Here is a 23,509-nt window from a genome sequence, read left to right as displayed (position 1 = left end):
CTATGGCGCACGGCTATTCATCGGCGCCGAATGGTTAGGTGTGAGGTGTACGCATGACGGCATTCAGGCTGGGCCTGATCATCAATCCGCTGGCCGGGCTGGGCGGCCCGGCGGCCCTCAAGGGCAGCGATGGCGTGGCCACCGAAGCCCTGGCGCGTGGTAGCGAGCCGCGCGCCAGCGAGCGCACCCGGCTGGCGCTGCAGTGCCTGTTGCCACTGCGTGAGCGCCTGCAGTTCCTCACCTTTCCCGGCGCCATGGGCGCCGACCTGCTGCGCGAACTTGGTTTCGCTTATCAGGTACTGGGAAGCCTCAATGACGCGGCGACCAGCGCCGAAGACACAAAGCAGGCCGTGCAGCGCCTGCAGGAAGCCGGCTGTGCGCTGATCCTGTTTGCCGGCGGTGACGGCACGGCGCGGGATGTGTGTAGCGTGGTCCGTGAGGGGCAGCCGGTGCTAGGCATTCCGGCGGGCGTGAAGATTCACTCCGGGGTCTATGCCATCAGCCCGCGCGCCGCCGGCGAGCTGGCCGCGCGCCTGGTGGAGGGTGGTCTGGTACGTCTGGCCAGCGGAGAGGTGCGGGATCTGGACGAGGCGGCGCTGCGTGAGGGGCGGGTGGCCGCGCGCTGGTACGGCGAGCTGACGGTGCCGGAAGAGGGCCACTTCATGCAGCAGACCAAGCAGGCCGGCATGGAGTCCGAGGAGCTGGTGCTGCTGGAACTGGCCGACTGGCTGCAGGACAGCATGGAGGACGGTGTGCGCTACGTGTTCGGCCCCGGCTCGACCCTGCATGGCCTGGCGCAGAATCTGGGGCTGGAAACCACCCTGCTGGGCGTGGATGTGATCGAGAACGGTCAGGTGCTGGCCCGTGACGTCACCGAGGCGCAGCTGTTCGAGCTGGTTGAGGGGCATCCGAGCCGGCTGCTGGTCACCGCCATCGGCGGTCAGGGTCATATCCTCGGGCGCGGCAATCAGCAGATCAGCCCGCGGGTAGTGCGCGCCATTGGCCTGGATCACCTGCGGGTGGTGGCCACCAAGCGCAAGTTGGGCACCCTGCAGGGGCGGCCCTTGCTGGTCGACAGCGGCGACCCTGTGCTGGACGACAGCTTCCCGGCAGCGGTGCGGGTGTGGGCGGGGTACAAGGAAGAGCTGCTCTATCCGCTCGGGTGGGCGGCAGGTAGCATGCAGCCCTGATCGTTCTCTGTGTGCAAGGAGTGCCCATGCAGCTGAATCCCGCTGAGCGTCCTATCTGCGTTGGCGAGCAGCACCGCGTGGTGCTGTTCGATGGTGTGTGCAAGCTGTGCAATGGCTGGGCGCGGTTCCTCATCGAGCATGATCGCGCCGCCCTGTTCCAGCTGGCCTCGATGCAGTCCGCCGAGGGGCAGGCCTTGCTGCGTTGGGCCGGTTTGCCCAGGGATCATTTTGACACCATGGCCTATCTGGAAAACGGCCGGCTGTGGGTCCGCTCCAGTGCCGTGCTGCGTGTCGTTGGTCAGCTGCCGGCACCGTGGTCGTGGCTGGGAGGCCTGCGCCTGATTCCGGGACCATTGCGTGACGCCCTGTATGACCCGATTGCGCGCAACCGCTATCGCCTGTTTGGCCGGCATGAGCAGTGCCTGCTGCCGAACGCCGACCACCAGCGCCGCTTTCTGCATGACTGACGCCGAGCGACTGCGCATTGCCTGGCTGGTGCGTGGCAGCCTGGCCCTGCTGTTCGCCTATCACGGCCTGGTGCCCAAACTGCTCTGGCTGAGTACTGATGAGGTACGCATGATCAGCGCCCATGGGTGGGCGAACGCCGCACCTATTGCCTATGCGGCAGGTCTAGCCGAGCTGCTGTGGGCCGCGCTGCTGCTGATCTTCCGGCAGGCGCGCTGGCCGTTGCTGGTCAGTGCCGTCCTGTTGTTGGGTTTGCTGCTGGATGTGCTGTGGTTCGCCCCGGACCTGCTGCGGCAGGCCTTCAATCCCTTTTCCACCAATATGCTCGGCCTGGCCCTGTGCCTGATCGGCTGGTGGGTGTCGGCGCCGCGCCTGGCGGCTGACTGAACTGGAGTCCGCATGTCTGTACTGAGTTCGCGTCATCGCACTGCCCTGAGCCTCGCGGCCAGTTTCATCGCGCCTTACCGCCTGCGTGTAGCGGGGGCGCTGCTGGCGCTAATGTTTACCGCGGCTATCACTTTGTCGATGGGTCAGGGCATTCGCCTGCTGGTCGACCAGGGCCTGGCGACTCAGTCGGTGACGGCGCTCAAGCAGTCGTTGCTGCTGTTTCTCCTGCTGGTGCTGGCGCTGGGAGTCGGCACCTTTGCGCGTTTTTATCAGGTCTCCTGGCTGGCTGAGCGGGTGGTGGCGGATATTCGTCAGCGTGTGTTCAATCACTTGCTGACCCTGCATCCCGGCTTCTTCGAGGCCAACCGGGCTTCGGAGATCCAGTCGCGACTGACCGCCGACACCACCCTGCTGCAGACGGTGATCGGCTCCTCGCTGTCGCTGGCGCTGCGCAACGCCATCATGCTGCTGGGCGGCATCGTCCTACTGTTTGTCACCAACGCCAAACTCACGGCCATCGTGGTGCTGGCATTGCCGCTGGTGCTGGTTCCAATACTCCTGTTCGGTCGGCGGGTGCGCGCGCTGGCGCGGCAGAGCCAGGATCGCGTAGCCGATGTCGGCAGCTACGTGGCCGAGACCCTGGGTCAGATCAAGACGGTGCAGGCCTACAGCCACGAGGCCGAGGATCGCCAGCGCTTCGCCGCCACGGTGGAGGCGAGCTTCGCCACCGCGCGCCGGCGCATCACCCAGCGTGCCTGGCTGATCAGTGTGGTGATCATCCTGGTGCTCGGTGCCGTGGGGCTGATGCTCTGGGTCGGAGGCCTGGACGTGATCGAGGGCCGTATCAGCGGCGGCGATCTGGCCGCGTTCGTGTTTTACAGCCTGATTGTCGGCGGCGCCCTGGGCACCCTGAGCGAAGTGATTGGCGATCTGCAGAGTGCCGCCGGTGCGGCCGAGCGTATCGCCGAGCTGCTGGCCAGCCGCAGCCTGATTGTCGCCCCGGCGCAGCCGCGCAGCTTGCCTGCTACCGCGCAGGGTGCCTTGCAGTTGGAGCGGGTGCGCTTTACGTACGCCGGGCGTGAGCGTCCTGCGCTGGATGGCGTCGACCTCGAGGTGCGACCCGGTGAGACCCTGGCGCTGGTCGGCCCCTCAGGCGCCGGCAAATCGACCCTGTTCGACCTGCTGCTGCGTTTTCACGATGTCGACGAGGGCCGGATCAGTCTCGACGGCGTACCCATTGCCGAGCTTGAACCGGCCGCACTGCGCCGCTGCTTTGCACTGGTGTCGCAGCAACCGGCGCTGTTCCACGGCACGGTGGCGGAGAACCTGCGCTACGGTCGCCTGGATGCCAGCGATGCCGAGGTTGAGGCGGCCGCCCGTGCGGCCCATGCCCATGAGTTCATCGTTGCGTTGCCGCAGGGTTACGACACGCCATTGGGCGAGGCGGGGCTGGGGCTTTCCGGCGGTCAGCGCCAGCGTCTGGCGATTGCCCGCGCCTTGCTCGCCGATGCACCGATCCTGCTGCTGGACGAGGCTACCAGCGCCCTGGATGCTGAGAGCGAGCACCTGATCCAGCAGGCCCTGCCGCAACTGATGGCCGGGCGCACCACGCTGGTCATCGCCCACCGCCTGGCCACGGTCAAGGATGCCGACCGCATCGCCGTGCTGGAACATGGGCGCATCCGCGCCATTGGCCGGCATGCGCAGCTGATCGAGAGCGATCCGCTGTATGCGCGGCTGGCCGAACTGCAATTCGAAGTCGACAGGGAGTAGTCCATGCGTGTGCTGGTACTGGGGGGATATGGCAACTTCGGCCAGGTGATCGTGCGGGCGATTGCCGCCATTGCCGGTGTCGAAGTATTGGTGGCCGGGCGCGATCAGGGCAAGGCCAGAGCGCTGGCGGAAGCCGTCGGAGGGCAGGGCGTGGCCCTGGATATCACTCAGCCAAGCCTGGCGCAGCGCTTGCGGGAACTCGGCGCCAATCTGGTGATTTCCACGGTTGGTCCGTTCCAGGGGCAGGATTACCGGGTGGCCGAGGCCTGCATGAACGCCGGCGCGCATTACATCGATCTGGCTGATGCGCGCGATTTTGTCTGCGGTATCCGTGGCCTGGATCAGGCGGCGCGTGAGGCCGGCGTTCTGCTCTGCAGCGGCGCGAGCTCGGTTCCAGCGTTGAGTGCAGCGGTCGTCGACAGCCTGCTGCCACGCTTTGCCCGGCTCGACGGCATCGAGCATGGCATCAGCTCATCGGAGAAGACCCCGGGTCTGTCGACGTTGCAGGCGGTTCTCAGTTATTGCGGCAAAGCGTTCCGGCAGTGGCGGGCGGGGCGCTGGCAAACCGTCTATGGCTGGCAGGAACCGCGCCGGCACGCTTTTCGCTCGCCCATGGGGGCGCGCTGGATGGTCAATTGCGACGTGCCCGATCTGGAGCTGTTTCCGCAGCGCTATCCCAGCGTGCAGACGGTGCGCTTCAGTGCCGGTGTGGGGCTGCGTCTGACCCAGTTCGGTACCTGGATACTGTCCTGGCTGGTGCGCAGTCGCCTGTTGCCAAGCGCCTTGCCGCTGGCCCCGCTGCTGCGGGGTATCGCCCAGCGCTTGGAACCCCTGGGTGATGGTTATTCAGGCATGTTTGTCGAGCTGACTGGCGCGGGGACGGATGGACAGCCACTTACGTTGTGCTGGGAGCTATTGGCATTGGGGAACGATGGCCCGAACATCCCGTGCATGGCCGCCGTGGCGCTGGTGCGCAAGATGGCGATTGGGCAGCTTGAACTCAGCGGTGCTCAGCCATGCCTGGGGCTGCTCAGCGTCGAGGAATACCTGGCGGAACTGGCAGGATTCGCCATCAGTGTTGAGCTGCGTCAGGCATAAAAAACCGGCCATCGAGGCCGGTTTTTGCTTCAGCTGAAGTCAGAGAATGAAGTCGCTGCTTTGCAGTGAGGCCACCCCTACCAGGCGTATTTCGAATTCGGCCGCGCTGTCGGCGTTGACGCTGCCATACAGAACACCATCGCTGAAGCGTAGTTGAGCGCTCGCATTGGTTGCAGAAAACGCCGCCGATCCGATAAAGGTGAAGGCTTCATTGGTGCCTGTTGAGGCCAGCACAGCGTCCAGTGCGGAGAGATCGATCTTGTCGCCCTGTGCGCTGCTGAAGTCCTGAATGACATCACGGTTGCTACCCACACTCAGGTCCGACAGCTTGAGGAAGCTGAAGCGGTCCGCCTCGGTTTCGCCGAACAGTTGATCAACGCCACTGCCACCTATGAGGGTGTCGTTTCCGCTGCCGCCTTTGAGAATGTCGTTACCGGCGCCACCATCGATCTTGTCGTGGCCAGCCGAGCCATTGAGCAGATTATTAGCGGTATTGCCGGTGAGCGTGTTGTTCAGCGCGTTGCCGGTGCCATTGATGGCGGCACTGCCGGTGAGCAGGAGGTTTTCCAGGTTATTGCCCAGAGTCCAGCTAATCGACGACTGTACGCTATCGATCTCCGCGGCCAGCGTGCTGGTTTCCTGAATCACATCGCCGGCGTTGTCGACGACATAGGTGTCGTTACCGAGTCCGCCATTCAACGTGTCGGCGCCGGCGGCGCCGTTGAGGACGTTGTTGGCGGCATTGCCGGTGAGCTTGTTGTTCAGGCCATTGCCGGTACCGTTGATGGCGGCGCTACCGGTGAGCAGTAGGTTTTCCAGGTTGCTGCCCAGGGTCCAGCTCAGCGCAGCTTGCACGCTGTCGATTTCCGCGGCCAGCGTGCTGGTTTCCTGAATCACATCGCCGGCGTTGTCGACGACATAGGTGTCGTTACCGAGTCCGCCATTCAACGTGTCGGCGCCGGCGGCGCCGTTCAGGACGTTGTTGGCGGCATTGCCGGACAGTTTGTTGTTCAGCACGTTGCCGGTGCCGTTGATGGCGGCGCTGCCGGTCAGCAGCAGGTTTTCCAGGTTATTGCCCAGAGTCCAGCTAATCGACGACTGTACGCTATCGATCTCCGTGGCCAGCGTGCTGGTTTCCTGAATCACATCGCCGGCGTTGTCGACGACATAGGTGTCGTTGCCGAGTCCGCCGTTCAGCGTATCGGCGCCGGCAGCGCCGTTCAGGACGTTATTGGCGGCATTGCCGGACAGTTTGTTGTTCTGCGCGTTGCCGGTGCCGTTGATGGCGGCGCTGCCGGTCAGCAGCAGGTTTTCCAGGTTGCTGCCCAGTGTCCAGCCGACGGCGGACCAGACCGAGTCCGTTTCACCTGTGAGAGTGCTGGTTTCCTGAATGACATCCGCGCCGTTATCAACCAGATAGAGATCATTACCGAGCCCGCCGATCAGGGTGTCGGCCCCGCCCGCACCGTTCAGAACGTTGGCGGCAGCATTGCCGGTTATGCGGTTGCTATTGGCGTTGCCGGTGCCGTTGATGGCTTCTGAACCGGTGAGCAGCAGGTCTTCCACTACGCCGTTCAGCGTCCAGCTAAGGCTGGCCTGGACGGTGTCCCTGTAGCCGTAGTCGTAGTCGTATTGCTCAATGATCTGATCGTTGACATTGTCGACCACATAGGTGTTAGCGCCGTAGCCATAACCGACCAGGGTGTCGGCACCTTGGCCACCATCCAGGGTGCTGTAGCCGTTATATTCGCTGGTCAGTCGGTTATTACCGGCGTTACCGGTGATAGAGGTCGTGCCTCGCCCGCCCCAGGCGTTGATGTTGGCCTCACCGCTCAATTGAATGGCCTGAATACCACTGATGCTGGCGGTGGAATAAGTGATAGAGCTGATTACGGTATTAGTTTCGTTATAGCGATAGTCACCGAACAGCTCATCGCTCTCATCAATGACATCCCCGACGTTATCGATGATGTAGGTATCGCTGCCGGAGCCACCTTTCAGCGTATCGGCGCCGCTGCCACCATCTAGGTAGTCGTTGCCCTGCTTGCCAAGCAACAGGTCGTTGCCTGCCAGTCCCATCAGGTGGTCGTTCACAAAGCTGCCGGTCAGGGTATCGGCTGATTCGGTTCCGCTCAGGCTGTAGCCGAGAGTGCTGCCATCCAGCGGGAAGTCGGGGATAAAGTTTTCACGGGTCAGCGGGGTCGCCGAGGGGTCAAGGTTCTGTAGCGTCAGAAGGGTTTTCCAGCTGCTGTCGTCTTTGAGTTGCAGCAGTGCATCGCCACCTTCCTGAACCAGGCGCAGCAGCGGATTATCTGGATTAAAAGGGTTGCCGGCGAGGTATGAGCGATCGCGTAGAAGATTAGATATATCGATCTTGTCGCCGCCGGGGCCTGATACAAAGTCCGCCACCAACGCGGATGGGGTGCCCCAAGTGGAGCTTGGGAGTACATAGGTGTCCGCTCCGGCCCCGCCGGTCATGGTGACTTGTGATTCGACGTCCCACTGAAATACATCATCACCGGCCCCGCCACTCAACACATCGCTACCGCGGTCGCTTATCAGCGTGTCGTTACCATTTCCGCCAGTCAGAGTGTCGTTGCCATCCTGAATATAGGTATGGCTGCTGCCTTCATACAAGAAACGATCAGCATATAGCTTGTCTCCAGCATTGCTGGCAATCAGTAGATCATTGCCGCCGCCGCCATACAGCAGGTTGCCATGGCTGTCATCCTGGGTGGCCGCATCACCGCCTTTGAGCGTGTCGTTGCCGTAACCTGCATTCAGCAGATCACGACCGCCATTGCCGACGAGCAGGTCATCACCGCGTGATCCGTTGAGAATATCGGCGTATTGACCACCGTTGAGCGCCAAGCCCTGATTGCTGCCATCCGGGGATAGCGGGGGAATGAAGTTGTCGATGGTCAGCGGGGTGCTGTTGAGGTCCAGGCTGCTCAGTACCACTGCGGTCGTCCAACTGGCGGTGTTGACGTTGAACCATTGCAATAGGGCATCATCCCCCTGTTGCTGTAAACGCAGGGACTGATTGCTTTCGGCAAACGGGTTGCGCTGCTCCGCTACCGACAGGTAGCCCAAAAGCTGGCTCAGGTCGAGCCGGTCCCCTTCGGGGCCAACGGCAAAATCGCTGATGGTGACGACAGGCGGGGGAAGCTCGCTGTAGTTGAAGTCCCAGATATCTGAGGCAATCACAAAGGTATCGCGACCGCTCCCTCCGGCCGCCATGGAGTTGCCACGGCTGAATTCTAAGCGGTCATCTCCCGCGCCACCTTCCAGAGTGTCATTGCCATTGTTCGCTGACAGCAGATCATTACCGTTTCCGCCAATCAGGGAGTCATTGCCTTCACCGCCATACAAGGAATCATTACCGTCGGCGCCCACCAGCGTATCGTCGCCCTCTTCACCGAACAGAGAGTTACCCACCGTTTCAGAAGTATCATCCTGATACTGTGCCAATAGCAGATCGTTTCCACTGCTGCCATACAGCGAATCACTGCCTAGTCCGCCAATCAGGGTGTCGTTTGCTGCAGTGCCATGGAGGTAATTATTTACGAAGGGGTTTTCATCCTCGATCACCGCCAGGTTGTGCAGGTAATGCGGTGCGCTGAGGCTGGCGCTTTGCAGCTCGCCGCTGCGCCACTCCAGGGTCCAGTCGCCACCCGTGCCGGTCAGGTCGGTGGAGGCGGCTACATCGGCCTGGGTCAATTGCGCCAGGGTTTCCAGCAGCAGTTCGCCCTGCTGGTTGCCGGCCAGGTTGCAGCCGTAGAGCAGCAGGTCGCCGTCGCTATTCAGGTGGCTGCCGATCTGTTGCAGCAGCAGGGATTGGGCTTGCAGCGACTGCTGGTCGAGCAGGCTGCCGCCCAGTTGCACGCTGCCAGGAGCTGCGTGCGAAAGGATCTGGATGCTCTGAAGTTGCTGAAACGGGGCGAGCAGGCGGGCCATCTGCTGCAGACCGTCCTCGACTTCGTCGAGGATGAACCACTGGCTGCCTTCCGGCAGATTGGCGATCAGGGTTTGCGGATCGACGACACGTGCGTCAATAAAGAATACATGCGCAAGGCTCATGGCTCTGTCTCGAAAAAAGTTGCGTCCGATGCATCAGGTTTCGGGCACTGGCCATCATGGTCAGTCGGTGAAACGCTTGATGAGTGATTCAGTACGTCGGTACTGGTTGATCGTGATTATGCGTAATGGCAAAAGGTTCACTCAATACCGGAAATAAAAAACCGGCCATTTAGGCCGGTTTTTTATTTAAGGAGTCGCTATCAGCGGTATTCGCACAGATAGGCGGTGTCTTCGGCGACTTTCAGCTGGAACTTGCTGTTGGCCGGCACGGTGAACTTGCTGCCGGCGGCGAAGGTTTCCCAGCTGTCGCTGCCCGGCAGCTTGACGGTCAGGGCGCCGGCAACCACGTGCATGACTTCCAGTTGGCTGGTGCCGAACTCGTACTCGCCCGGGGCCATCACGCCGATGGTGGCCGGGCCTTCGCTCATGCCGAAGGCGATGGATTTGACGGTGCCGTCGAAGTACTCGTTGACCTTGAACATGGGGATTCCTCGGAAGGGGGTTAAAAAAGGGCGGCCAGTATGCCCAAGCCGGCTGCCCCAGTCACTAGGCCAGTGGGCGCTCCGTCAGGCGGGTCAGGGGCAGCAGGCGCGCGGTGTTGCGGGCGTCTTCCAGGGCGCGGTGCTGGGTGCCCTGAAAGTGCAGGCCGGCCAGTTGCAAGGCGGTATTCAGACCGACTTGGCGCTTCAACTGGCGGCTTTCGGCAAAGCACTGCTTGAGATTGTAATGAGGGATCTGCAGGAAGGCGCTGTCGAGCTGGTGCTGTCGGCACTCCTGAGCAATCTGCCGGCGGTCATAGTCACCCCAGCTGAGCCAGCCGGCCAGACGTGGAAGGTGCGGAGCGAGCCACTGCTCGAAGCTGGCCCAGACCACGGCAAAGCGTTCGGCACCGTCGATCTGGGCCTGCTGGATATGGGTGAGTTGACGGCAGAAACTGGTGAGCAGAGGGCGTCGCTGGGGGCAGACGAAACGCTGGAAGTGATCCAGCTCGCGGCCATTGCTGTCGACCAGGCTGGCGCCGATTTCGATGATTTCCATTTCCTCCAGTGGCCAGCCGCCTTCTTCGGTGGTGGCTTCCAGATCGATCACAAGCCAGTGCGACATAGCGTCCTCCATGACAGTCGCTGCAGTATGGAGGGGCTTTTCATGGCGAGCAAACCGTGTCGCCGGGGCAGGCCTTGTACCGGTAACGCGGCTTGCGCGAAAACGCCAACAGCACCTAGGCTCGCAGCATTGCGAACGGAGGAGTGACCGATGGCTAAGGTGGCATTTATCGGGCTGGGCGTCATGGGTTACCCGATGGCGGGGCACCTGGCCTGTCAGGGGCATGAGGTGACGGTGTACAACCGCACCACGGCACGAGCACTGCAGTGGCAGGAGCAGTACGGTGGCGAGATCGCTGCCACGCCGCGTGAGGCGGCGTTGGGCGTCGAGCTGGTGATGGTGTGTGTCGGCAATGACGATGATCTGCGCCAGGTGGTGCTGGGCGCTGAGGGGGCTTTGGCCGGCATGGCGGCCGGCAGCATTCTGGTGGATCACACCACCGCATCGGCCGATGTCGCCCGCGAGCTGGCGGTGCAGGCCGCCGAGCGCGAGGTGGGTTTTCTCGATGCGCCGGTTTCCGGCGGTCAGGCCGGCGCAGAGAATGGCCTGCTGACCATCATGGTGGGCGGTGAAGCGGTGTTCTTTCAGCGAGCTGAGCCGGTCATCGACAGCTATGCGCGGATGAGTCGTCTGATGGGCCCGGTGGGCAGCGGTCAACTGACCAAGATGGTCAATCAGATCTGCATCGGCGGGTTGCTTCAGGGGCTTTCCGAGGCGCTGCATTTTGCCCAGTGCGCCGGCCTGGATGCCGAGGCGGCGATGGAGGTTATCAGCAAGGGCGCGGCGCAGTCCTGGCAGCTGGAGCATCGGCACCAGACCATGTTGGCGGGCAAATTCGACTTCGGCTTTGCCGTCGACTGGATGCGCAAGGACTTTGCCATCGTCCTCGACGAGGCGCGCGGCAATGGCGCGCAGTTGCCGGTGACGGCGCTGGTCGATCAGTTTTACGCCGATGTGCAGGCCATGGGTGGCGGGCGCTGGGATACCTCCAGCCTGATTGCCCGGCTCAAGCGCAAGGCCTGATTCAGCTGCGGAAGATGAAGTACACCGCGCCGAGCAGGCATAAACCGGCCCATAGGTAGTCCAGTTTCAGCGGCTGCTGCATGTACAGCACGCTGAAGGGCACGAAGATCGCCAGGGTGATGACTTCCTGCATGATCTTCAGCTGGCCAACCGACAGTTCGGTGTAGCCGATGCGGTTGGCCGGCACCATGATCAGGTATTCGAACAGGGCGATGCCCCAGCAGATCAGAGCGGCGATATACCAGGGCTTGCTGCCGAGGGTCTTGAGGTGGCCGTACCAGGCGAAAGTCATGAACAGATTGGACAGACAGAGCAGGGCGGCGGTTTGCATCCAGACCGGCATGGCGGGTTCTCGCAGGGAAAAACGGCAAGCCTAATCAGCTGGCGGTCATGCGCCAAGGGCAATCTGAGTAGCAGGGCTGCCGCCCGTGCGGTGTTGGCGTTACTATCGCCGCCCTTCGATGATGTGGGAGGTTTTCATGGAGTGTCGTGCTGGCTGTGGGGCTTGCTGCATTGCTCCCTCCATCAGTTCACCCATTCCCGGAATGCCCAATGGCAAGGCGGCGGGTGAGCGATGCGTGCAGCTGGATGAGAGGGACTTTTGTCGCCTGTTCGGCTTGCCGGAGCGACCTGCGGTGTGTCTCGGATTCAAGCCTGACGAGATGGTCTGTGGTGGCTCACGTGAGGAGGCGCTTCGCCTCCTTGGCTGGCTGGAACAGGCAACGGCGATTTAGTACGGTCGGATGGAACGATTCGACCGAATAATGGTTTTTGTGAGGAGTGGGTTGATGGGAATGTTGCGTGGTGTCTCCGCCGCTTGTGCGGTGCTGGTTCTGGCTGCCGCTGGTGCACAGGCTGAAGAGTGGAAGCTGGCCAAGGATGAGGATGGCATTCAGGTCTACCTCAACAGCGTGCCGGGATCTAAGTACAAGGCCTATCGCGGCGTTACGCTGATCAAGGCTGACATGGCCAGCCTGCGCAAACTGCAGGAAGACGTGGCAGGCTCCTGTGCCTGGATTCACGAGTGCCGTGAGCAGAAGTCGCTGAAGGCCGAAGGCGACAAGCACTGGACCTACACGCGCTTCAATACGCCCTGGCCGGTGACGCCGCGTGATTCAGTCATGGAGGTCACGACAGAGGAAGGCACTGACGGCAGCATCACTCGTCACCTCAAGGGCGTGCCGACCTACGTGCCGGAAGAGAAGGGCTTTGTGCGGGTGAGCAAGGTCGAGGGCATCTGGAAGTTCACGCCAAAGGCCGATGGCCAGGTTGAGGCGCTCTATCAGGTACATACCGAGCCGGGCGGCAGCATTCCCTCCTGGCTGGCCAACAGCTTCGTGGTCGATGCGCCGTACCTGACCTTGGAGAAGTTGCGCGCGCTTGCCGAAAAGCGCTGAACGACAGGCAATAAAAAACGGGAGCCGAGGCTCCCGTTTTTCATGTCGAAGGAAAGGGCGCTTAGTTGCGCTCTTCCACCTTGACGTAGTTGCGCTGCTCGTAGCCGGTGTACAGCTGGCGCGGGCGGCCAATCTTGTACGGGCTGGAGAGCATTTCCTTCCAGTGCGAGATCCAGCCGACGGTGCGAGCCAGGGCGAAGATCACGGTGAACATGCTGGTCGGAATGCCGATCGCCTTGAGGATGATGCCCGAGTAGAAGTCGACGTTCGGGTACAGGTTGCGTTCCTTGAAGTACGGATCGGTGAGGGCGATCTCTTCCAGGCGCATGGCCAGCTGCAGCTGCGGGTCGTTCTTGATGCCCAGTTCGGCCAGCACTTCGTCGCAGGTCTTCTTCATCACAGTGGCGCGCGGGTCACGGTTCTTGTAAACGCGGTGACCGAAGCCCATCAGCTTGAACGGATCGTTCTTGTCCTTGGCCTTGGCGATGAACTTGTCGATGTTCTCGACACTGCCGATCTCGTCCAGCATGGTCAGAACAGCCTCGTTGGCGCCGCCGTGAGCCGGGCCCCAGAGCGCGGCAATGCCGGAAGCGATACAGGCGAACGGGTTGGCACCGGAGGAGCCAGCCAGGCGTACGGTGGAGGTCGACGCGTTCTGCTCATGGTCGGCGTGCAGGACGAAGATGCGGTCCATGGCCTTGGACAGTACCGGGCTGATCGGTTTGATCTCGCACGGGGTGTTGAACATCATGTGCAGGAAGTTTTCCGCGTAGTTCAGGTCGTTGCGCGGATACATCATCGGCTGGCCAGTGGAGTACTTATAAGCCATGGCGGCGATGGTCGGGATCTTGGCAATCAGGCGCATCGCGGAGATTTCGCGGTGCTGCGGATTATTGATGTCCAGGGAGTCGTGGTAGAAGGCGGAGAGGGCGCCGACTACGCCACACATGATCGCCATCGGGTGGGCGTCACGGCGGAAGCCGTTGAAGAAGCTCTTGAGCTGCTCGTGAACCATGGTGTGGTTCTTGATGGTGCTGACGAACTTCTCTTTCTGCGCGGCGTTCGGCAGTTCGCCGTTGAGCAGCAGGTAGCAGGTCTCCAGGTAGTCGGAGCTTTCAGCTAGTTGCTCGATCGGGTAGCCGCGGTGCAGCAGGATGCCCTTGTCACCGTCGATGTAGGTGATCTTCGACTCGCAGGAGGCGGTGGACATGAAGCCCGGGTCAAAAGTGAAGTGACCGGTAGCGGTCAGGCCACGCACATCGATCACGTCCGGCCCCACGGTGCCACTCAGAACGGGCAGTTCGACGGGGGCAGCGCCCTCGATGATCAACTGCGCTTTTTTGTCAGCCATGTGGCCTCCTAATTAATGCTTGAAATCATCTGACTGCCCCCCACGCAGGGCTGGCGACACTATAGAGCCATAAAAATTAATGTCAATTTGCGAAAACCCAGGCGGCAGAAGGGTTTGCGTGCAAAAAATTGAACAGAAAAGGCGGCTAATACGCCATTTTTTTAGCCCGCGCAATCCGCTTTTAGGGAGGGGTTGTCGCGTTGTTATTAGCTGGCTAACTGTCTATACTCGACCACCGACCGTAGGCGGGATTCTGCCCCTGTCTATGGTTGGCAGCACTCCCTTGGTGAAGGGGTACCTGACCAGTGCACTTCCCGACAACTTGCCCTGCGGTATTGGGGCCTCAGTGTGAAAAAAGCCGTGAATAGCCAACGACCTGTAAACCTAGATCTTAGGACTATCAAACTCCCGATCACTGCTTATACCTCCATTCTGCACCGCGTATCCGGTGTCATCCTGTTCGTCGGCCTGGCCGTGCTGCTTTATGCACTGGACAAGTCGCTGGCGTCCGAGGAAGGCTTCGCGCAGGTGAAAGAATGCCTGACCAGTCCGCTGGCTAAGTTCGTGACCTGGGGCCTTCTGTCCGCCCTGCTGTATCACCTGGTGGCCGGTGTGCGCCACTTGATCATGGACATGGGCATCGGTGAGTCGCTGGAAGGCGGCAAGCTGGGCTCCAAGCTCGTCATCGCCATCTCGGCGGTGCTGATCGTGCTGGTGGGGGTGTGGGTATGGTAACCAACGTCACGAACTTCTCGCGTTCGGGTCTCTACGATTGGATGGCTCAACGCGTTTCTGCGGTCGTTCTCGCGGCTTATTTCCTCTTCCTGCTTGGCTATCTGGTAGCCAATCCGGGCGTGACCTATGCCGACTGGCATGGTCTGTTCTCCCAGAACTGGATGCGCATCTTCAGTCTGCTGGCCATGCTCTCCATCGCGGTGCACGCATGGGTCGGCATGTGGACCATCACCACTGACTACCTGACCCACATGGCGCTGGGCAAGTGGGCCACTGGCGTGCGTTTCCTCGTTCAGGCGTTCTGCGGCATGGCAATGTTCGTGCTGTTCGTCTGGGGCGTACAGATTCTCTGGGGTATCTGATTCATGGCTAGCATTCCTACTCTCAATTTCGACGCCATCATCATCGGTGGCGGTGGCGCCGGCATGCGCGCAGCCCTGCAGCTGTCCCAGTCCGGTCACAAGACTGCCGTGGTAACTAAGGTCTTCCCGACCCGTTCCCATACCGTGTCTGCCCAGGGTGGCATCACCTGTGCCATCGCTTCGGCCGACCCGAATGACGATTGGCGCTGGCACATGTACGACACCGTCAAGGGCTCCGACTACATCGGTGACCAGGACGCGATCGAATACATGTGTTCCGTTGGCCCGGAAGCCGTGTTCGAACTCGAGCACATGGGTCTGCCGTTCTCCCGTACCGAGCAGGGTCGTATCTATCAGCGTCCGTTCGGTGGCCAGTCCAAGGACTTCGGCAAGGGCGGTCAGGCTGCGCGTACCTGCGCCGCGGCTGACCGTACCGGTCATGCGCTGCTGCACACCCTGTATCAGGCCAACTTGAAGAACGGCACCGTTTTCCTCAACGAGTGGTACGCGGTTGATCTGGTGAAGAACCAGGACGGCGCCGTTGTGGGCGTGATCGCCATCTGCATCGAAAATGGTGAAACCGTCTACATCCGCTCCAAGGCCACCGTACTGGCTACTGGCGGTGCCGGTCGCATCTACGCCTCCACCACCAATGCCCTGATCAACACCGGCGACGGCGTGGGCATGGCCCTGCGTGCCGGCGTGCCGGTGCAGGACATCGAAATGTGGCAGTTCCACCCAACCGGTATTGCCGGTGCCGGCGTGCTGGTAACCGAAGGTTGCCGCGGCGAGGGTGGCTACCTGATCAACAAGCATGGCGAGCGCTTCATGGAGCGTTATGCTCCGAACGCCAAAGACCTGGCCGGCCGCGACGTGGTCGCCCGTTCCATGGTCAAGGAAGTCATCGCCGGCAACGGTTGTGGCCCGGATGGCGATCATGTTCTGCTGAAGCTCGACCACTTGGGTGAAGATGTGCTGCACAGCCGCCTGCCGGGCATCTGTGAGCTGTCCAAGACCTTTGCCCACGTCGATCCGGTTGTAGCGCCGGTTCCGGTGATTCCGACCTGCCATTACATGATGGGCGGCGTTGCCACCAACATCCATGGCCAGGCCATCACCCAGGATGCCAACGGCAACGACAAGATCATCGACGGTCTGTTCGCCGTGGGCGAAGTCGCCTGTGTATCGGTACACGGTGCCAACCGTCTGGGCGGCAACTCGCTGCTCGATCTGGTGGTGTTCGGTCGTGCTGCCGGTCTGCACCTGGAAAAAGCCCTCAAGGAAGGTATCGAGCACCGCGGTGCCAGCGAAACCGACCTGGAGCTGTCGCTCAAGCGTCTGTCCGGCGTCAACGAGCGCAAGAGCGGCGAAGACGTGGCACCGCTGCGTAAAGAGCTGCAACAGTGCATGCAGAACTACTTCGGTGTATTCCGTACCGGTGAATACATGCAGAAGGGCATCAAACAGCTGGCCGACCTGCGTGAGCGCATCGCGACCGTCAAGATCGCGGACAAGAGCCAGGCGTTCAACACTGCGCGTATCGAAGCGCTGGAACTGCAAAACCTTCTCGAAGTGGCTGAAGCGACTGCGATCGCTGCCGAGACTCGTACCGAGTCCCGTGGCGCGCATGCCCGTGAAGACTTCGAAGAGCGTGATGACGAAAACTGGCTGTGCCACACCCTGTACTTCCCGGGTGAGAAGCGCGTTGCCAAGCGTTCCGTCAACTTCGCGCCGAAGACAGTGCCGGCGTTTGAACCCAAGATTCGTACTTATTAAGGGTGACCGATATGTCGTTAGGTAAGACATTGCAAGTCAGCGTTTATCGCTACAACCCGGAGCAGGATGCTGCTCCCTTCATGCAGGACTTCACCGTCGAGATCGATGGCAAGGACCTCATGGTGCTGGACGTACTGGCGCTGATCAAAGAGCAGGACGAAGGTTTCTCCTACCGTCGCTCCTGCCGTGAAGGCGTATGCGGCTCCGATGGCATGAACATCAGCGGCAAGAACGGCCTGGCCTGCATCACCCCGATTTCGGCGGTGGTCAAGGGCAACAAGCTGGTGGTTCGTCCGTTGCCGGGGCTGCCGGTCATTCGTGACCTGGTCGTCGATATGAGCATCTTCTACAAGCAATACGAGAAGGTGCAGCCGTATCTGCAGAACGACACGCCGGCTCCGGCCATCGAGCGTCTGCAGTCCCCGGAACAGCGCGAGAAACTGGACGGTCTGTACGAGTGCATCCTGTGCGCCTGCTGCTCGACCAGCTGCCCGTCGTTCTGGTGGAACCCGGACAAGTTCCTCGGTCCCGCTGCACTGCTGCAGGCCTACCGTTTCCTGGCCGATAGCCGTGACACCAAGACTGCCGAGCGCCTGGCCTCGCTGGACGATCCGTTCAGTGTGTTCCGCTGCCGCGGCATCATGAACTGCGTGAACGTCTGCCCGAAGGGTCTCAACCCGACCAAGGCGATCGGTCACGTGCGCAGCATGCTGCTGCAAAGCGGTACCTGATTCATCGCATGACCCGAAATACCTGCGGCATCGGTCAAACCCGATGCCGCAGTCTTAACCCCCCGGACCTCAGCTCACAAAGCCAAGGTTCTTACTGAAAGAAGACGACCAGCAGGGGCGACCGGGCTGGTACCCGGACTATCTGCGGGACCCGTAGTGGCTTACCAAGTCGCTGCACTGGACTTTATAAGCCGCGTGGTTTCACGCCGGTAGCGTCCCCTTATCGAGGGTGACCTAGCATGCAAGAAAGCGTAATGCAGCGCATGTGGAACAGCGCCCACCTATCCGGTGGAAATGCTGCCTATGTGGAAGAGCTTTATGAGCTCTACCTGCACGATCCTAATGCTGTGCCAGAAGAGTGGCGCACGTATTTCCAGAAACTGCCGGCCGACGGCAACCCCGCCACCGACGTTTCGCATTCTACGGTCCGTGACCATTTCATCCTGCTGGCTAAAAATCAGCGTCGCCTGCAACCGGTTTCCGCCGGCTCGGTCAGCTCCGAGCATGAGAAGAAGCAGGTCGAAGTCCTGCGTCTCATCCAGGCCTACCGCATGCGTGGTCATCAGGCCTCGCGCCTCGATCCGCTGGGGCTTTGGAAGCGTACGTCGCCGGCCGATCTGTCGATCAACCATTACGGCCTGACCGACGCCGATCTCGATACCACCTTCCGCACCGGCGAACTGTTCATCGGCAAGGATGAGGCGACCCTGCGTGAGATCCATGATGCCCTGCGCAGCACCTATTGCGGCACCATCGGCTCCGAGTTCACTCATATCGTCGACTCCGAACAGCGCAAGTGGTTTGCCCAGCGTCTGGAGAGCGTGCGAGGTCGCCCGGCGTTTTCGCCGGAGGTCAAAGGTCACCTGCTGGAGCGCCTGACGGCTGCCGAGGGCCTGGAAAAGTACCTGGGCACCAAGTACCCGGGCACCAAGCGTTTCGGCCTGGAAGGTGGCGAAAGCCTGATTCTGCTGCTCGATGAAATCATCCAGCGCTGCGGTTCCTACGGCACCAAGGAAATCGTCATCGGCATGGCCCACCGTGGCCGCCTCAACGTACTGGTCAACACCCTGGGCAAGAACCCGCGTGACCTGTTCGACGAGTTCGAAGGCAAGCAGGCTCAGGGCCTTTCCTCCGGTGACGTGAAATACCACCAGGGCTTTTCCTCCAACGTCATGACCGCTGGTGGCGAAGTGCACCTGGCGCTGGCATTCAACCCTTCGCACCTGGAGATCGTGTCCCCGGTGGTCGAGGGTTCCGTGCGTGCCCGTCAGGATCGCCGCAAGGATGCCGACGGTGATCTGGTCGTGCCGATCTCCATCCACGGTGACGCGGCCTTTGCCGGTCAGGGTGTGGTCATGGAAACCTTCCAGATGTCCCAGACCCGTGGCTACAAAACGGGCGGCACCATCCACCTGGTGATCAACAACCAGGTCGGTTTCACCACCAGTCGTGCCGAAGATGCTCGTTCCACTGAGTACTGCACCGACGTCGCCAAGATGATCCAGGCGCCGATCCTGCACGTGAACGGCGACGATCCGGAAGCGGTGCTGTTTGTCACCCAGTTGGCCGTCGATTACCGCATGCAGTTCAAGCGTGACGTGGTCATCGACCTGGTCTGTTATCGCCGCCGTGGCCACAACGAGGCCGATGAGCCGAGCGGCACCCAGCCGCTGATGTATCAGCTGATCGGTAAGCAGCGCACCACCCGCGAGCTATATGCCGATGCCCTGATCCAGAGCGCGGTGATGGATGCCGGGCGCGTGCAGGCCAAGGTCGACGAGTACCGCATGGCGCTGGATAACGGCCAGCATGTGGTCAAGAGCCTGGTCAAACAGCCGAACGAGGAGCTCTTCGTCGACTGGCGCCCTTATCTGGGCCACACCTGGACCGCCCGCCACGACACGCGCTTCAACCTCAAGACCCTGCAGGAATTGTCCAATCGCCTGCTGGAAATCCCGGAAGGTTTCGTCGTTCAGCGTCAGGTCGCCAAGATCCTCGAGGATCGCCAGAAGATGGGCGCCGGTGCGCTGCCGATCAACTGGGGCTTCGCCGAGACCATGGCGTACGCCACGCTGCTGTCCGAAGGGCATCCGGTGCGCATCACCGGTCAGGACGTCGGTCGCGGCACCTTCTCCCACCGCCATGCGGTGCTGCACAACCAGAAGGATGCCGAGCGTTACATCGCTCTGCAGAACCTCTACGACGGTCAGCCAAAATTTGACCTGTACGACTCCTACCTGTCCGAGGAGGCTGTACTGGCATTCGAATACGGCTACGCCACCACCACGCCCAACGCGCTGGTGATCTGGGAAGCGCAGTTCGGCGATTTTGCCAACGGTGCCCAGGTGGTATTCGACCAGTTCATTTCCAGCGGCGAGCACAAGTGGGGTCGCCTGTGCGGCCTGACCATGCTGCTGCCGCATGGCTATGAAGGTCAGGGCCCGGAGCACAGCTCGGCGCGTCTGGAGCGTTACCTGCAATTGTGTGCCGAACACAACATGCAGGTCTGCGTGCCGACCACGCCGGCGCAGGTCTATCACATGCTGCGTCGTCAGGTTATCCGCCCGCTGCGTAAGCCGTTGGTCGCATTGACCCCGAAGTCGCTGCTGCGGCATAAGTTGGCCATCTCGACGCTGGAAGATCTGGCCGAAGGCTCGTTCCAGACCGTACTGGGCGAGGTCGATGCGCTGGAAGCGAAGAAAGTAACGCGTCTGGTTCTGTGCAGCGGCAAGGTCTACTACGACCTCCTGGAAAAACGTCGTGCAGAACAACGTGATGATATTGCGATTGTGCGCATCGAACAGTTGTATCCGTTCCCTGAGGAAGACCTGACCGAGGCTCTGGCCCCGTACAAGAACCTCAAGCACATCGTCTGGTGCCAGGAAGAGCCGATGAACCAGGGTGCCTGGTATTGCAGTCAGCATCACATGCGCCGGGTTGCCAGCGCGCACAAGAAGGAGCTGTTCCTGCAGTACGCCGGTCGCGACGCTTCGGCGGCTCCGGCTTGTGGGTATGCCTCGATGCACGCCGAGCAGCAGGAAAAGCTGCTCAACGACGCCTTTACTGTGTAACGCCTTCGCGCGCTAGAAACCGAATAAACAGGACAACGAAAAAATGGCTATCGAAATCAAAGCCCCTACCTTCCCGGAATCGGTTGCCGACGGCACCGTGGCCACCTGGCACAAGCAGCCGGGCGAGGCGGTCAAGCGTGATGAGCTGATCGTCGATATCGAAACCGACAAGGTCGTCATGGAAGTACTGGCCGAAGCCGACGGCGTGCTGGTGGAAATCGTCAAGAACGCGGGTGATACCGTGCTTTCCGGCGAACTGCTGGGCAAGCTCGACACCTCCGCCACGGCTTCCGCTCCGGTTGCCGCCGCTCCGGCTCCGGCCGTAGCCGCGCAGGCCGCTGCTCCGGCAGCTGCCGCCCAAGACGCCATCCTCTCACCGGCCGCGCGCAAGATCGCCGAAGAAAGCGGCCTGAACCCGAACAGCATTGCCGGTACCGGCAAAGGCGGTCGAGTGACCAAGGAAGACGCCGTGGCTGCAGCAGCTGCCAAGGCCGCCGCGCCGGCACCAGCGGCCAAGCCGGCGGCTCCTGCCGTCGAAGCTCCGATGTTTGCTGCAGGTGACCGCGCCGAGAAGCGCGTACCGATGACCCGCCTGCGCGCCAAGATCGCCGAGCGCCTGGTCGAAGCCCAGTCGTCCATGGCCATGCTGACTACCTTCAACGAAGTCGACATGACCGAAGTCATGGCCCTGCGTTCGAAGTACAAGGACCTGTTCGAGAAGACCCACAATGGCGTACGCCTGGGCTTCATGTCGTTCTTCGTCAAGGCGGCGGTCGAGGCGCTCAAGCGCTTCCCGGCGGTCAATGCCTCGATTGATGGCAATGACATTGTCTACCACGGCTACCAGGACATCGGCGTGGCCGTGTCCAGTGATCGTGGCCTGGTGGTGCCGGTACTGCGTAATGCCGAGCTGATGAGCCTGGCCGAAGTCGAGAACGGCATCGCCACCTTTGGCAAGAAGGCCAAAGAAGGCAAGCTGTCGATCGACGAGATGACCGGTGGCACCTTCACCATCACCAATGGCGGTACTTTCGGTTCGATGATGTCGACCCCGATCGTCAACCCGCCGCAGGCCGCCATCCTGGGCATGCACAACATCATTCAACGTCCGATGGCCGTCAACGGCCAGGTCGTGATCCGTCCGATGATGTACCTGGCGCTGTCATACGATCACCGTCTGATCGATGGCAAGGAAGCCGTGAGCTTCCTGGTGACCATCAAGAACCTGCTGGAAGACCCGGCACGCCTGCTGCTGGATATCTGATCCGACTGCCAGCCGCTTGAGACGGCCCCCACAAGGGGCCGTTCGCAAACATCCGAGAAGGAAAAGTTATGAGCCAGAAATTCGACGTAGTGGTGATTGGTGCAGGCCCCGGTGGTTATGTGGCTGCAATCAAGGCCGCCCAGCTGGGTCTGAAGACCGCCTGTATCGAGAAGTATCAGGACAAGGACGGCAAGCTGGCCCTGGGCGGTACCTGCCTGAACGTCGGCTGCATCCCCTCCAAGGCGCTGCTGGACAGCTCCTGGAAGTACCACGAGGCCGAAGAAGGCTTCAAGGTTCATGGCATCGAGGTCAAGGGCCTGGCCATGGACGTACCGGCGATGATCGCGCGCAAGGCCGGTATCGTGAAGAACCTCACCGGCGGCATCGCCGCGCTGTTCAAGGCCAACGGCGTGACCCAGCTGGAAGGCCACGGCAAGCTCTTGGCCAACAAGCAGGTTGAAGTGACCGGTATCGACGGCACCGTGCAGGTGGTGGAAGCTGCCCATGTGATCATCGCTTCCGGCTCCAAGCCAATCGACATCCCGCCGGCACCGGTCGATCAGGATGTGATCGTCGACTCCACTGGCGCCCTGGAATTCCAGAGCGTACCGAAGAAGCTGGGTGTGATCGGCGCCGGCGTCATCGGCCTGGAACTCGGTTCGGTGTGGGCCCGTCTGGGCGCCGAAGTGACCGTGATCGAGGCGCAGGACAAGTTCCTGCCGACTGCCGACGAGCAGATCGCCAAGGAAGCCCTGAAGACCTTGACCAAGCAGGGTCTGAATATCCGCCTGGGCGCTCGCGTGACCGGTTCGGAGGTGAAGAAGAAGCAGGTTACGGTGAACTTCACCGACGCCACCGGCGAGCAGAAACTGACCTTCGACAAGCTCATCGTGGCCGTCGGCCGTCGTCCAGTAACCCAGGATCTGCTGGCTGCCGACAGCGGTGTGAACCTCGACGAGCGTGGCTTCATCTTTGTCGATGACAACTGCGCCACCAGCGTGCCAGGCGTGTATGCCATCGGTGACGTGGTGCGTGGTCCGATGCTGGCGCACAAGGCCTCGGAAGAGGGTGTGATGGTGGCCGAGCGTATCGCCGGTCACAAGGTTCAGATGAACTACGACCTGATCCCGGGCGTGATCTACACCCACCCGGAAATCGCCTGGGTCGGCAAGAACGAGCAGCAGCTCAAGGCCGAGGGCGTTGAGATCAACGTCGGTACCTTCCCGTTCGCCGCCAGTGGTCGTGCCATGGCAGCCAACGACACCGGTGGTCTGGTCAAGGTGATTGCCGATGCCAAGACCGACCGCGTACTGGGTGTGCACGTGATCGGCCCAAGCGCGGCAGAACTGGTTCAGCAGGGCGCAATCGCCATGGAGTTTGGCAGCAGTGCCGAAGACCTAGGACTGATGGTGTTCTCCCATCCGACCCTGTCCGAAGCGTTGCACGAAGCAGCACTGGCAGTGAATGGCCATGCCATTCACATCGCCAACCGCAAGAAGCGTTGAGGCGTTGGCGGCGCCAGTGCGCCGCCACGTCGATCGGTTGATTCAAGCCCGCGGCTTGCCGCGGGCGCAGAACCAGGGTGGATTGCCCGCAGCAAGCCTAGCTCGCTGTCGGAAAGTTCATCCGACCACCCATGTGGTCACAGGTGATGCGGCGCCACGAGCGCAGCATCGTATGCGCAATACCAAAACACAGACGG

21 protein-coding genes are annotated in these 23,509 nt (G+C 61.5%); 16 read left to right on the top strand and 5 right to left on the bottom strand.

The annotated features are described in order from the left end of the window. Positions 1 to 53 precede the first annotated feature (53 nt). Genes HNP49_RS09675 through HNP49_RS09655 form a run of 5 tightly spaced genes read left to right on the top strand, consistent with a single transcriptional unit; the run spans position 54 to position 4,913 of the window. Complete coding sequence (locus HNP49_RS09675; RefSeq protein WP_184682758.1) at positions 54 to 1,190, top strand: ATP-NAD kinase family protein; 1,137 nt, start codon at positions 54 to 56, stop codon at positions 1,188 to 1,190. Between the two features lie 11 nt (positions 1,191 to 1,201). Next, positions 1,202 to 1,657: a thiol-disulfide oxidoreductase DCC family protein gene (locus HNP49_RS09670; protein ID WP_409372539.1), complete on the top strand. Its 456-nt coding sequence runs from the start codon at positions 1,202 to 1,204 to the stop codon at positions 1,655 to 1,657. Beyond that, positions 1,650 to 2,042 (top strand): DoxX-like family protein, encoded by a 393-nt coding sequence (locus HNP49_RS09665; protein ID WP_184682754.1) that lies wholly within the window; start codon positions 1,650 to 1,652, stop codon positions 2,040 to 2,042. The genes HNP49_RS09670 and HNP49_RS09665 overlap by 8 nt, the downstream gene beginning before the upstream one ends. Before the next feature lie 12 nt (positions 2,043 to 2,054). Further along, the gene (locus HNP49_RS09660) at positions 2,055 to 3,815 is read left to right on the top strand and encodes an ABC transporter transmembrane domain-containing protein (protein WP_184682752.1); all 1,761 of its coding nucleotides are present in this window, start codon (positions 2,055 to 2,057) and stop codon (positions 3,813 to 3,815) included. A 3-nt stretch (positions 3,816 to 3,818) separates the two neighbouring features. After that, positions 3,819 to 4,913 (top strand): saccharopine dehydrogenase family protein, encoded by a 1,095-nt coding sequence (locus tag HNP49_RS09655; protein WP_184682750.1) that lies wholly within the window; start codon positions 3,819 to 3,821, stop codon positions 4,911 to 4,913. Positions 4,914 to 4,952: 39 nt separating this feature from the next. On the opposite strand, the gene HNP49_RS18645 is transcribed toward HNP49_RS09655, so the two are convergent. Beyond that, complete coding sequence (locus tag HNP49_RS18645; RefSeq protein ID WP_311772108.1) at positions 4,953 to 8,927, bottom strand: DUF4347 domain-containing protein; 3,975 nt, start codon at positions 8,925 to 8,927, stop codon at positions 4,953 to 4,955. Between HNP49_RS18645 and HNP49_RS18830 the strand changes: the two genes are divergently transcribed. Continuing rightward, positions 8,814 to 9,080 carry a hypothetical protein gene (locus HNP49_RS18830; protein ID WP_184683453.1) on the top strand — a complete coding sequence of 89 codons (267 nt, stop codon included), beginning with the start codon at positions 8,814 to 8,816 and terminating at the stop codon, positions 9,078 to 9,080. The two genes, HNP49_RS18645 and HNP49_RS18830, sit on opposite strands and share 114 nt — an antisense overlap. 113 nt (positions 9,081 to 9,193) lie before the next feature. Here the strand turns inward: HNP49_RS18830 and HNP49_RS09620 are convergent, their stop codons facing one another. Further along, positions 9,194 to 9,475: a pyrimidine/purine nucleoside phosphorylase gene (locus HNP49_RS09620; RefSeq protein WP_184682748.1), complete on the bottom strand. Its 282-nt coding sequence runs from the start codon at positions 9,473 to 9,475 to the stop codon at positions 9,194 to 9,196. Between the two features lie 64 nt (positions 9,476 to 9,539). After that, a complete protein-coding gene (locus tag HNP49_RS09615; protein WP_184682746.1) occupies positions 9,540 to 10,097 on the bottom strand; it encodes an exonuclease domain-containing protein in 558 nt (185 codons plus the stop codon). 150 nt (positions 10,098 to 10,247) lie between these two features. Here HNP49_RS09615 and HNP49_RS09610 point away from each other — a divergent pair, with 150 nt between their 5' ends. Then, positions 10,248 to 11,120 (top strand): NAD(P)-dependent oxidoreductase, encoded by an 873-nt coding sequence (locus tag HNP49_RS09610; RefSeq protein WP_184682744.1) that lies wholly within the window; start codon positions 10,248 to 10,250, stop codon positions 11,118 to 11,120. 1 nt (position 11,121) lies between these two features. Here HNP49_RS09610 and HNP49_RS09605 read toward each other — a convergent pair whose 3' ends face one another. Then, a complete protein-coding gene (locus HNP49_RS09605; RefSeq protein ID WP_184682742.1) occupies positions 11,122 to 11,463 on the bottom strand; it encodes a DMT family protein in 342 nt (113 codons plus the stop codon). A 136-nt stretch (positions 11,464 to 11,599) separates the two neighbouring features. Between HNP49_RS09605 and HNP49_RS09600 the strand changes: the two genes are divergently transcribed. Further along, the gene (locus tag HNP49_RS09600; RefSeq protein ID WP_184682740.1) at positions 11,600 to 11,854 is read left to right on the top strand and encodes a YkgJ family cysteine cluster protein; all 255 of its coding nucleotides are present in this window, start codon (positions 11,600 to 11,602) and stop codon (positions 11,852 to 11,854) included. Between the two features lie 54 nt (positions 11,855 to 11,908). After that, on the top strand, positions 11,909 to 12,517 hold the full coding sequence (locus HNP49_RS09595) for an START domain-containing protein (protein ID WP_184682738.1): 609 nt from the start codon (positions 11,909 to 11,911) through the stop codon (positions 12,515 to 12,517). Positions 12,518 to 12,578: 61 nt separating this feature from the next. Here HNP49_RS09595 and gltA read toward each other — a convergent pair whose 3' ends face one another. Next, on the bottom strand, positions 12,579 to 13,868 hold the full coding sequence (gene gltA, locus HNP49_RS09590; RefSeq protein ID WP_184682736.1) for a citrate synthase: 1,290 nt from the start codon (positions 13,866 to 13,868) through the stop codon (positions 12,579 to 12,581). 348 nt (positions 13,869 to 14,216) lie between these two features. On the opposite strand from gltA, the gene sdhC reads away from it, so the two are divergent. From sdhC to lpdA, 7 genes are all read left to right on the top strand, one after another. Further along, positions 14,217 to 14,603 (top strand): succinate dehydrogenase, cytochrome b556 subunit, encoded by a 387-nt coding sequence (gene sdhC, locus HNP49_RS09585; protein ID WP_184682734.1) that lies wholly within the window; start codon positions 14,217 to 14,219, stop codon positions 14,601 to 14,603. Then, on the top strand, positions 14,597 to 14,965 hold the full coding sequence (sdhD, locus tag HNP49_RS09580) for a succinate dehydrogenase, hydrophobic membrane anchor protein (RefSeq protein WP_095938719.1): 369 nt from the start codon (positions 14,597 to 14,599) through the stop codon (positions 14,963 to 14,965). Before sdhC ends, sdhD begins: the two co-directional genes overlap by 7 nt. A 3-nt stretch (positions 14,966 to 14,968) precedes the next feature. Next, positions 14,969 to 16,741 carry a succinate dehydrogenase flavoprotein subunit gene (gene sdhA / locus HNP49_RS09575; protein WP_184682732.1) on the top strand — a complete coding sequence of 591 codons (1,773 nt, stop codon included), beginning with the start codon at positions 14,969 to 14,971 and terminating at the stop codon, positions 16,739 to 16,741. A gap of 11 nt (positions 16,742 to 16,752) precedes the next feature. Beyond that, on the top strand, positions 16,753 to 17,472 hold the full coding sequence (locus HNP49_RS09570) for a succinate dehydrogenase iron-sulfur subunit (RefSeq protein WP_184682730.1): 720 nt from the start codon (positions 16,753 to 16,755) through the stop codon (positions 17,470 to 17,472). A 239-nt stretch (positions 17,473 to 17,711) separates the two neighbouring features. Continuing rightward, the gene (locus HNP49_RS09565; protein WP_184682728.1) at positions 17,712 to 20,543 is read left to right on the top strand and encodes a 2-oxoglutarate dehydrogenase E1 component; all 2,832 of its coding nucleotides are present in this window, start codon (positions 17,712 to 17,714) and stop codon (positions 20,541 to 20,543) included. A gap of 43 nt (positions 20,544 to 20,586) precedes the next feature. Then, positions 20,587 to 21,807 (top strand): 2-oxoglutarate dehydrogenase complex dihydrolipoyllysine-residue succinyltransferase, encoded by a 1,221-nt coding sequence (gene odhB / locus HNP49_RS09560; protein WP_184682727.1) that lies wholly within the window; start codon positions 20,587 to 20,589, stop codon positions 21,805 to 21,807. A gap of 68 nt (positions 21,808 to 21,875) precedes the next feature. After that, positions 21,876 to 23,312, top strand: a complete 1,437-nt coding sequence (lpdA, locus tag HNP49_RS09555) for a dihydrolipoyl dehydrogenase (protein WP_184682725.1) — start codon at positions 21,876 to 21,878, stop codon at positions 23,310 to 23,312. Positions 23,313 to 23,509 lie beyond the last annotated feature (197 nt).

The sequence above is a fragment of the Pseudomonas fluvialis genome, from assembly GCF_014207935.1.
In the GTDB taxonomy this organism is placed as follows: Bacteria; Pseudomonadota; Gammaproteobacteria; order Pseudomonadales; family Pseudomonadaceae; genus Aquipseudomonas; species Aquipseudomonas fluvialis_A.
Note: the sequence above shows the minus strand (reverse complement) of the source record. Positions and strands in the feature narration are given on the sequence as shown.

Coding starts and splice junctions, on each gene's coding strand:
- HNP49_RS09660 (WP_184682752.1), top strand. CDS start 2,055: ATGTCTGTACTGAGTTCGCGTCATCGCACTGCCCTGAGCCTCGCGGCC.
- HNP49_RS09665 (WP_184682754.1), top strand. CDS start 1,650: ATGACTGACGCCGAGCGACTGCGCATTGCCTGGCTGGTGCGTGGCAGC.
- HNP49_RS09610 (WP_184682744.1), top strand. CDS start 10,248: ATGGCTAAGGTGGCATTTATCGGGCTGGGCGTCATGGGTTACCCGATG.
- HNP49_RS09675 (WP_184682758.1), top strand. CDS start 54: ATGACGGCATTCAGGCTGGGCCTGATCATCAATCCGCTGGCCGGGCTG.
- HNP49_RS09600 (WP_184682740.1), top strand. CDS start 11,600: ATGGAGTGTCGTGCTGGCTGTGGGGCTTGCTGCATTGCTCCCTCCATC.
- lpdA (WP_184682725.1), top strand. CDS start 21,876: ATGAGCCAGAAATTCGACGTAGTGGTGATTGGTGCAGGCCCCGGTGGT.
- odhB (WP_184682727.1), top strand. CDS start 20,587: ATGGCTATCGAAATCAAAGCCCCTACCTTCCCGGAATCGGTTGCCGAC.
- sdhD (WP_095938719.1), top strand. CDS start 14,597: ATGGTAACCAACGTCACGAACTTCTCGCGTTCGGGTCTCTACGATTGG.
- HNP49_RS09620 (WP_184682748.1), bottom strand. CDS start 9,475: ATGTTCAAGGTCAACGAGTACTTCGACGGCACCGTCAAATCCATCGCC.
- gltA (WP_184682736.1), bottom strand. CDS start 13,868: ATGGCTGACAAAAAAGCGCAGTTGATCATCGAGGGCGCTGCCCCCGTC.
- HNP49_RS09595 (WP_184682738.1), top strand. CDS start 11,909: ATGGGAATGTTGCGTGGTGTCTCCGCCGCTTGTGCGGTGCTGGTTCTG.
- HNP49_RS09565 (WP_184682728.1), top strand. CDS start 17,712: ATGCAAGAAAGCGTAATGCAGCGCATGTGGAACAGCGCCCACCTATCC.
- HNP49_RS09615 (WP_184682746.1), bottom strand. CDS start 10,097: ATGTCGCACTGGCTTGTGATCGATCTGGAAGCCACCACCGAAGAAGGC.
- HNP49_RS09570 (WP_184682730.1), top strand. CDS start 16,753: ATGTCGTTAGGTAAGACATTGCAAGTCAGCGTTTATCGCTACAACCCG.
- HNP49_RS09605 (WP_184682742.1), bottom strand. CDS start 11,463: ATGCCGGTCTGGATGCAAACCGCCGCCCTGCTCTGTCTGTCCAATCTG.
- HNP49_RS09655 (WP_184682750.1), top strand. CDS start 3,819: ATGCGTGTGCTGGTACTGGGGGGATATGGCAACTTCGGCCAGGTGATC.
- sdhA (WP_184682732.1), top strand. CDS start 14,969: ATGGCTAGCATTCCTACTCTCAATTTCGACGCCATCATCATCGGTGGC.